We start from the raw sequence: 7,281 nt of genomic DNA on the forward strand, positions 1-7,281 counted from the left end.
TCTCACAAAACTCTATTGGAAAAATTATATTTATCAACCCTGCCATAACGGCTACAGCAATAACTGCACGTAACATCTCAATAATCCATCCTAATTCTCTATAAGCTTTTTTCCACGTATTACTAGAAAAAAAATGGTATGAGTATGCAATAGATATACTCATAAAAATTAGTAGTATAAATAAATACAATAGTGATCTAAGGCAAAATTTAGTAGGTAGGTATTCACTAGGATTTTCATTAATTAAATCTGGATCATTATTATCAGATATTGAATCTAGATCATCATTATGAGATGAAGATCGGTTTTTATATAATTCAGATGGCATTTCTGTCCAGACTTTTTGAATACCTTCAATAGAAATAGCCAATCCGCAACTTCCATCACCGACTAGGTGGCTAACTATTCCCAAAACATCACCCATCCTATCTATGACAGGAGAGCCACTATACCCAGGTTTTAATCTATCGTTATCTTTAATATGCAAATCCCAACTCTTAATATGATCACTTCCATCATGAGACGAAATATAAACTGACTTACCCAAATAACCAGAAATTTTTTTGGATAGCCGAGTTTCTCTTTGATCATAAGAAAAGTAACCAGTAATCTCAAATGATTGCTTTTCAAATTCAGTAGATGAACACAAAGTTAATACTGATACATTTGAAAGTCCTTGCACTTTAAGCACTGCTAAATCAAACCCTTGTGATTCACCAGATACAACTAATGTTGCAGCTATACCTCTGACTAAAACTTTTTCTATTCCTCCTACATCTCGTAAAACATGGTCGCAAGTTATTACGTATGTATCTTCTCCGTCCTGATATATAACAAATCCAGTGCCGAAATTGCGTTTTAGCTTATCATCTTTACTGGTAATTAAAACAAGTGAATCCTCGATATTTGAACTCATACAAGTAGGTTGGCGTTAAAAATTGTCGTTATGGCAGGGCAAAAGGCAAGAATAAAGAAGTTTTGGGTGATTTTACTTTTGTTACACATTTGGGTTTTTCTCAGCCTACTTAGTTTGGAGCATCCCAAATATGTAATTTTACTGTCATACTGAATGGAGCGAAATGTAATGAAGCATCTCCTGAAATTCTTCGATTCACTCCGTTGCACTGAGAATGACAAACAATTTATGCCATTTTTGCAAAATTGGGATGTTCCCACCTACTGAACATTATGCTTTGGTTTAAGAACCAGTTTTACTTTTAAATTAGTTCCCGTTTTAGCTTTGGTGACATAGATATTTCCCTCTGCTTCAAAGCTGAAACCTATTTCAATTTCAGCTTGCTCGATTTCCATATCTTGATTAAGTTCTTTCCAAGCTTCAGCAACAGGACGACAGGTTTTGATCAAAATCGGCTTAATTTTATCAAATGTTGTGTTGACTCTATCGGCAAAACTACCAGATATTTGTCGAGCTTGGCCTTCAGGTATTTCTACCTCTACTAAAATTCCGTCTTCTAGTTCAATGAGTTTAGTAGCCATTAATAGTTTGTGAATACTATTTCTAAGTTTATACTGCTCCTTATTGTACATAAGTATAGAGTGCTATTACTCAATACCTTTGCCAATTTCTCAAATATAAGCCTAAAATCCAATAAAATACGATAAGTAAGTAAACAAAATAAAAATGAGGGGTATTGCGTTTTGTAAAATGGCTGAAACCCAATCAGAATCTCGCATTGAGACAACTTTACATACCGTTATATACCTTTAAATTTTTCTGTTCACCTACTTATCTATCACTCAATAGGGTTTCAGAGTTTTGGCAAAGGTATTGTTAAACAGACTCAACTGCTTTCCCACATCACCTTGAGGCTCAACAACCGAAAGTAACTCATCTCGTTTTTTAGCGATCAACTCCAAATGGTAGTAAACCGAGATCCGAGTAAAAACCTGCAAGATGGTCTGGAAACTGTTGCTGTGTCTAAGTTTCAGCCTTAGCGTACATTTCTCCCGCTTTGGCAGGGTGGCAACTGAAAACTTTTATTGGTAATACTTTCAGCCTATCTTGCCCCTGGTGACAGCAACGCTAAACTCGGTGGATTTATGGGAAAACCACTGCTAAATTTTCTTGGGGGAAAAAATCAGGCTGGGGAAAACTGGGATTGAGAACACAGTGCAAAATTTTCTTGGGGGAAATTTTTATAGAACTATAGCGAAGCGCTCCGTAGAAATCGCAAACCACAACCGAGCGATCGCCGTGCAGCCCTCCACAGAAATCGCCCCATCAAAGCCAAATAAATTTTAGAGAGGGGAAAAGGTAAAAGTACAATATTACTTATCAGAATATAACTAGCTAGAAGGCTTCTTCGGATAAGTAAATGAATGAATCCCCGGAAATTGGTGAAATAACTGTTGTCAATTCCCTAGCTTTGACTGCACCCACTCCCCTAACTGAACACCCCGCTGCTGTCTATCTCTCCAATCTGTCCGCTGGTTCTCGTGCGGCGATGGGGCAATCTCTCAATGCGATTCCTACGGAGCGCTTCGCTATCGCTCGTATCCTTACCAGCAATGAATGTGATGCGCTGACATTAAATTGGGCTGAAGTGCGTTATAAACATACAGCATTATTACGGTGTATACTAATGGAAAGATATGCACCAGCCACAACTAATAAAATGCTGAGTGCGTTAAGGAGAGTCTTGAAAGAAGCATTACGACTTGAATTAATGGATGCTAGAGATTTTGCTAGGGCGGTAGATATCGCTAATATCAAGCTGTCTAAGGAACTCAAGGGGCGTTTTTTATCTGAAGCTGAAATTAATGCCCTGATGCAAACTTGTTTTGATGATCCTACTCCCATTGGTTATAGGGATGCGGCGCTGATAGCAATTTTGCGAGGTGCGGGGTTACGCCGGGGGGAATCAGTAAAATTAATGTTGAGTGACTTCCATTCTGGCAGTGTTAAAGTTCGGAGTGGTAAGGGTGGTAAAGATAGAACTGTTTATTTACCAGATGGGGTGTTGCCAATTATCGAAGACTGGTTAGAAATTAGAGGAAGAGAAGCGGGGGCTTTAATCTGTCACATTAATAAATCTGGGGCGGTAACTTTACGACAACTGACACCTCAAGCAGTGCTGTTTATTCTGGAAAAACGGGGTGTAGAAGCTGGGGTAACAAACTTTTCTGCCCATGATTTTCGCAGGACTTTTATTTCTGAGTTGTTAGATTCCACTGATATTGTTACTGTCCAAAAATTAGCCGGTCATGCTTCACCTGAACTCACTTCTAGATATGACCGTCGGGGTGAGGAAGTTCAACAACGGGCTGTACAAGCAATTACTGTTCCCAAACGGAAGTGATAATATTTTATTAGTAGTTAGTTTTTAGAAGTAAAAAAAATGGCTAAAGGGTTTGGTGTAAAGCCAGAAAAACAATTAGGATACATCTTACAGTTAATACCAGAAGTCAAAGCTTATGCTGTGAGATTCAATTATAATGACTTTCATGAAAAAACTGGAGAGGAATTTATTGGCGTAACAAGTATGCTTCATGAGGCTCAAGTCTGGAAGAAAAAGGAGCAAGCTAAACAGTCAATTGAAAAATATTCTGACTTTCTACTGGAAAAGGTAGAAGCTGGTTCACAGGTGCGCGTAGATATTAAACAACTTAAACGTTCCAGTGACGGTAAACTCACTGATGAATTAGTTGAGTCATTATTATTTCTACCAGAGAAAAATTAATATTATCCCTTACTGTTTGACTGGATAATACAACCCATCACTAACCTGAAATTTCCACCCCAAACTCATCGGGTCACGATTTCTGGACCAACTGATAAATTCCTGCTCACTCTTGCTTTCCCGTTCCGTAATCAAACTTTGTGGAGTCACCCCCAATCGTTGCGCTAAATTTTCATTAGCAAAAGAAGTTATTTCTACTGGTTGCTGTTGATATCCTAAATACCTTTGTCTGGAGTTACCACCGCTATATCTACCAGAAACTATTGCTTTTTCAATTTTCTCTAACTGTTTACCAAAGACTTCCAGTTTAGTGGCCACCAGTTGATCTTGTTGGCAAAGGTGCGTTTTCAGTTCCCCCAGTTTCTTCTCCACCTGCTGTAATTCGCTGGTTGCTTCTAGTTTTACACTGCTATCGAACTGGGCTATCAATTCCTGTAATCCTTGCAATAACTCCGTTGTATGACCATCGCGGTGGATTTTGGCTAGATGGCGGACTACAGGAATTAGTGGAGTTGGCACGCGAATCATCTCGCTGGGCGGGGTCTTGTTAGTAGTCATGATATCTGTAGTTGATATCGAATATTGTAAATCAAATTTTCCTCTAAGAATTTCTGACTCCCTGGCAGATAGCAAAAGATTGTATGAGTAGATTGCCATTGTTGACCTAATTGCTTTACAAAAGAAGGGAACAGGGAACTCTTAACTGGGAGCAAATAAGAAACACTCATTTGCACCAGTTTAAAGCTCAGTCAAAAAAAGGATGTTTTTTTCGTGCTACGCATCTCAAAAAACAGTGTCATTATTTCAATCTCATGTTTTTAAACATGAGTTTTTCCTGTTCCCTGTTGCCCGTTCCCTGTTCCCTCTGAAAGTTTGTTTAAGTGTTTCAATAATAACCGAGTAATTTATGATCAAGTTTATAAAAGTCCTAAAAGTCCGATTTTTAATTAGTTTTGCAATTGGGCTACTGATTTGTTCACCGGCACAAGCACAAACTTTAGAACTAGAACCAGAATTATTTGCTAGAAATATACCATCGGTTCATTTACTGTTGGGTAATCCCAGTCAAGCCACAACCAACATCAATAACCCTGATAATGACTTGATGATAAAACCCCAGTATGTACTGTCTTACAATCGCAGTAATGGTACTCCTAATTGGGTAAGTTGGCAGTTAAATAAATCATGGTTTGGGGATACCCCACGTCAAGATAACTTTAGACCAGATAACACATTACCTGAAGATTGGGAACACATCAAACCCACTGCTTATAATGGTTCAGGGTATGATAGAGGTCACGTTACCCCATCGGCTGACAGAACCCGTAGCATTGAAGATAATACAGCAACCTTCTTAATGACAAATATGATGCCCCAAACACCCGATAATAATAGGAATACTTGGGGGAATCTGGAGGATTATTCTAGGGAATTAGTATCACAAGGTAAGGAACTTTATATTATTGCTGGTCCGGTTGGCAGTAAAGGTAAATTGAAAAACCTAGTCACAATTCCCCAATCCACTTGGAAAATTGTTGTAGTCCTAGATCCTGATGCTGGACTCAAGGGTATTAGCAGTAATACCCGTGTTATTGCTGTCAATATCCCCAATGATGAACAACTTGATAATAATTGGAAGGTCTTTAGAACCAGTGTGGATACCCTAGAAAAACTAACAGGGTATGATTTTCTCTCTAATGTTTCTCCCAATATTCAACGGGTGATTGAAAGCAAAGTTGATGATCTTTAGGTTTCGATAACTTTTGTGGAAACCCCTGCTATACCATCAGGGGTATTACCAGTAATGTAAACATCAATTTCTCTATTACCTATTTTGTAAACTTGTAAATCTATTAAATTAGTTTTTAAGAGATTCACAAGATTCTGAAACTTTTTCACAGTGGCTTTTTCCTCGTCTTCGTACCAATTTTCCTCACTCACAGAGTTTCTAAAGAAATCATCAATTTCCACAAGTTTAACGGGTGTCTCCTGAGAATGACCCGTTCTTTTTAATACTGTAGCTTCATTCAATACTGCGGATTCCCATGCGAAAACCTCAAATGGGTACTCTGATTCACTGGTCATCAGTAACCCGTCGGTGGCTTGTTTTAATATGTTTGTGATGTTGGTCATTTTAGCGTTCACGAAGTGTAGTGTAACTATCCCTAATAATTTAATTTTCTCTAATTCCAGTTTCTCAGTTTTTAGTGTTCCCCACAATTAATGAAAAGTGGGGTTGTTATTTCTAGGACTCTGGTTTATTTTTTAACCATTGTTCTAAATCAATGATAGAGGAGAAATCCAAGAGTGCTTCACCGAGTAATTCTAATTGCTCAATTGATAATGTCCAAATTGTCTCAATGAATGATGATTCAATTTCACCAAATCGCCGATTTAGTTGTCGGAAAATCAGTTGTTGTTCTCCCTGCTCTATTCCCCTTTCTACCCCCCGTTCCATTGCTAATTCTTCTGTTGGACTAATGAAAGGCATTTGATTTTCCTCCTCTAAATGTTTAATTTTAGCGACTAATCCCTCTACTTTGATTTGTTGATATCTATCTAATATTCTAGCCTAAAATAGTTACAAAAGAAGGGAAATCTTAACTGGGAGCAAATAAGAAACACTCATTTGCACCAGTTTAGAGCTTCAGTCAAAAAAAGAATGTTTTTAAAAGATGCGTAGCACGAAAAAAACAGTGTCATTATTTCAATCTCATGTTTTTAAACATGAGTTTTTCCTGTTCCCTGTTGCCCGTTCCCTGTTTCCTCTGAATAAAATTGATTCAGTTACCATCATTAATAATGTTACCTTATTGGTATTCTACACAGAAAACCAGCACTACTGTAAGCAAGTCTCTACAACTATGCAATAGATTCAGATAGCAAGCCTGACATATCTAATACTTGTTCAGACCAAAAACCAGATTGTTCAGCAACTTCAGTACAGATTTTTTCATCTGCCCAAATTTTATGCCAACTTAATTCCCACATTGCCAATTGAATTTGAATATTCACCAATTCTTCAGCTTGGAGAGGTTCTATTTCTGCTGCTGTCCACTCAATAAACCACTTGGTTTCTACAATTATACTTTTCACTGCTTCTTTATAAGCAATTTGAGAAAATGATTTAATTCGTGCTAAATTAGCCGCTATATGCCCTAAACGATTTGGTATATTGTTGAGTTGAAAGCGGGCTTGTTTTTCATCTAAATTCTGGTTCATAACCACCTATTAAACTCTTAGTAATTTGTGTAACACGTTCTCGTATGGCTGGGTCTTGAATTATCATCGAACGATTATTTTGACTTGGGCGAATATTAATAATTGATTCGTAAGCCATTTTTTGTGTAAATGGTATCCAATCTGCACCCCAAATGTCTTTTTGCTTGCTACCATCTTTCAATAATACTGCTTCGCACTCAGCGTGTAGCTGTCCACCGTAATAAATCTTGATTAGGGACTTCCAAATAAAAAAATACTCAACCACCTAACGCAAAAATCTCTCAAACCCTTATTCCTCTGTGTCCTCTGCGCCTCTGTGGTTCGTTAATCAGGATAATTTATTTCTTGGAAGTCCCTT

10 protein-coding genes are annotated in these 7,281 nt (G+C 37.7%); 3 read left to right on the plus strand and 7 right to left on the minus strand.

Annotated elements, in window-relative coordinates; translation table 11 throughout:
• Positions 1-916 (minus strand): serine protease (locus tag IQ228_RS17115; RefSeq protein ID WP_193963684.1); only part of this gene is annotated, 916 nt, incomplete at its 3' end.
• A gap of 260 nt (positions 917-1,176) precedes the next feature.
• Positions 1,177-1,548 carry a CU044_2847 family protein gene (locus IQ228_RS17120; protein ID WP_228043923.1) on the minus strand — a complete coding sequence of 124 codons (372 nt, stop codon included), beginning with the start codon at positions 1,546-1,548 and terminating at the stop codon, positions 1,177-1,179.
• Positions 1,549-2,336: 788 nt separating this feature from the next.
• Between IQ228_RS17120 and IQ228_RS17125 the strand changes: the two genes are divergently transcribed.
• Positions 2,337-3,320: a tyrosine-type recombinase/integrase gene (locus IQ228_RS17125; protein ID WP_193963686.1), complete on the plus strand. Its 984-nt coding sequence runs from the start codon at positions 2,337-2,339 to the stop codon at positions 3,318-3,320.
• Between the two features lie 39 nt (positions 3,321-3,359).
• Positions 3,360-3,701, plus strand: a complete 342-nt coding sequence (locus tag IQ228_RS17130; protein ID WP_039204260.1) for a hypothetical protein — start codon at positions 3,360-3,362, stop codon at positions 3,699-3,701.
• Between the two features lie 9 nt (positions 3,702-3,710).
• Here IQ228_RS17130 and IQ228_RS17135 read toward each other — a convergent pair whose 3' ends face one another.
• On the minus strand, positions 3,711-4,259 hold the full coding sequence (locus IQ228_RS17135) for a hypothetical protein (protein WP_193963692.1): 549 nt from the start codon (positions 4,257-4,259) through the stop codon (positions 3,711-3,713).
• 349 nt (positions 4,260-4,608) lie between these two features.
• On the opposite strand from IQ228_RS17135, the gene IQ228_RS17140 reads away from it, so the two are divergent.
• On the plus strand, positions 4,609-5,451 hold the full coding sequence (locus IQ228_RS17140) for a DNA/RNA non-specific endonuclease (RefSeq protein ID WP_051424247.1): 843 nt from the start codon (positions 4,609-4,611) through the stop codon (positions 5,449-5,451).
• Here IQ228_RS17140 and IQ228_RS17145 read toward each other — a convergent pair.
• From IQ228_RS17145 to IQ228_RS17160, 4 genes are all read right to left on the minus strand, one after another.
• Positions 5,448-5,834: a nuclease A inhibitor family protein gene (locus IQ228_RS17145; RefSeq protein ID WP_027401561.1), complete on the minus strand. Its 387-nt coding sequence runs from the start codon at positions 5,832-5,834 to the stop codon at positions 5,448-5,450. The genes IQ228_RS17140 and IQ228_RS17145 overlap by 4 nt on opposite strands.
• A 112-nt stretch (positions 5,835-5,946) precedes the next feature.
• A complete protein-coding gene (locus IQ228_RS17150) occupies positions 5,947-6,192 on the minus strand; it encodes a DUF4351 domain-containing protein (RefSeq protein ID WP_193963688.1) in 246 nt (81 codons plus the stop codon).
• 371 nt (positions 6,193-6,563) lie between these two features.
• Positions 6,564-6,923, minus strand: a complete 360-nt coding sequence (locus IQ228_RS17155; RefSeq protein WP_027401559.1) for a hypothetical protein — start codon at positions 6,921-6,923, stop codon at positions 6,564-6,566.
• A complete protein-coding gene (locus IQ228_RS17160) occupies positions 6,904-7,188 on the minus strand; it encodes a DUF5674 family protein (RefSeq protein WP_051424246.1) in 285 nt (94 codons plus the stop codon). Before IQ228_RS17160 ends, IQ228_RS17155 begins: the two co-directional genes overlap by 20 nt.
• Between the last annotated feature and the right edge of the window lie 93 nt (positions 7,189-7,281).

The organism is Dolichospermum sp. LEGE 00246 (genome assembly GCF_015207865.1).
Classification (GTDB): domain Bacteria; phylum Cyanobacteriota; class Cyanobacteriia; order Cyanobacteriales; family Nostocaceae; genus Dolichospermum; species Dolichospermum heterosporum.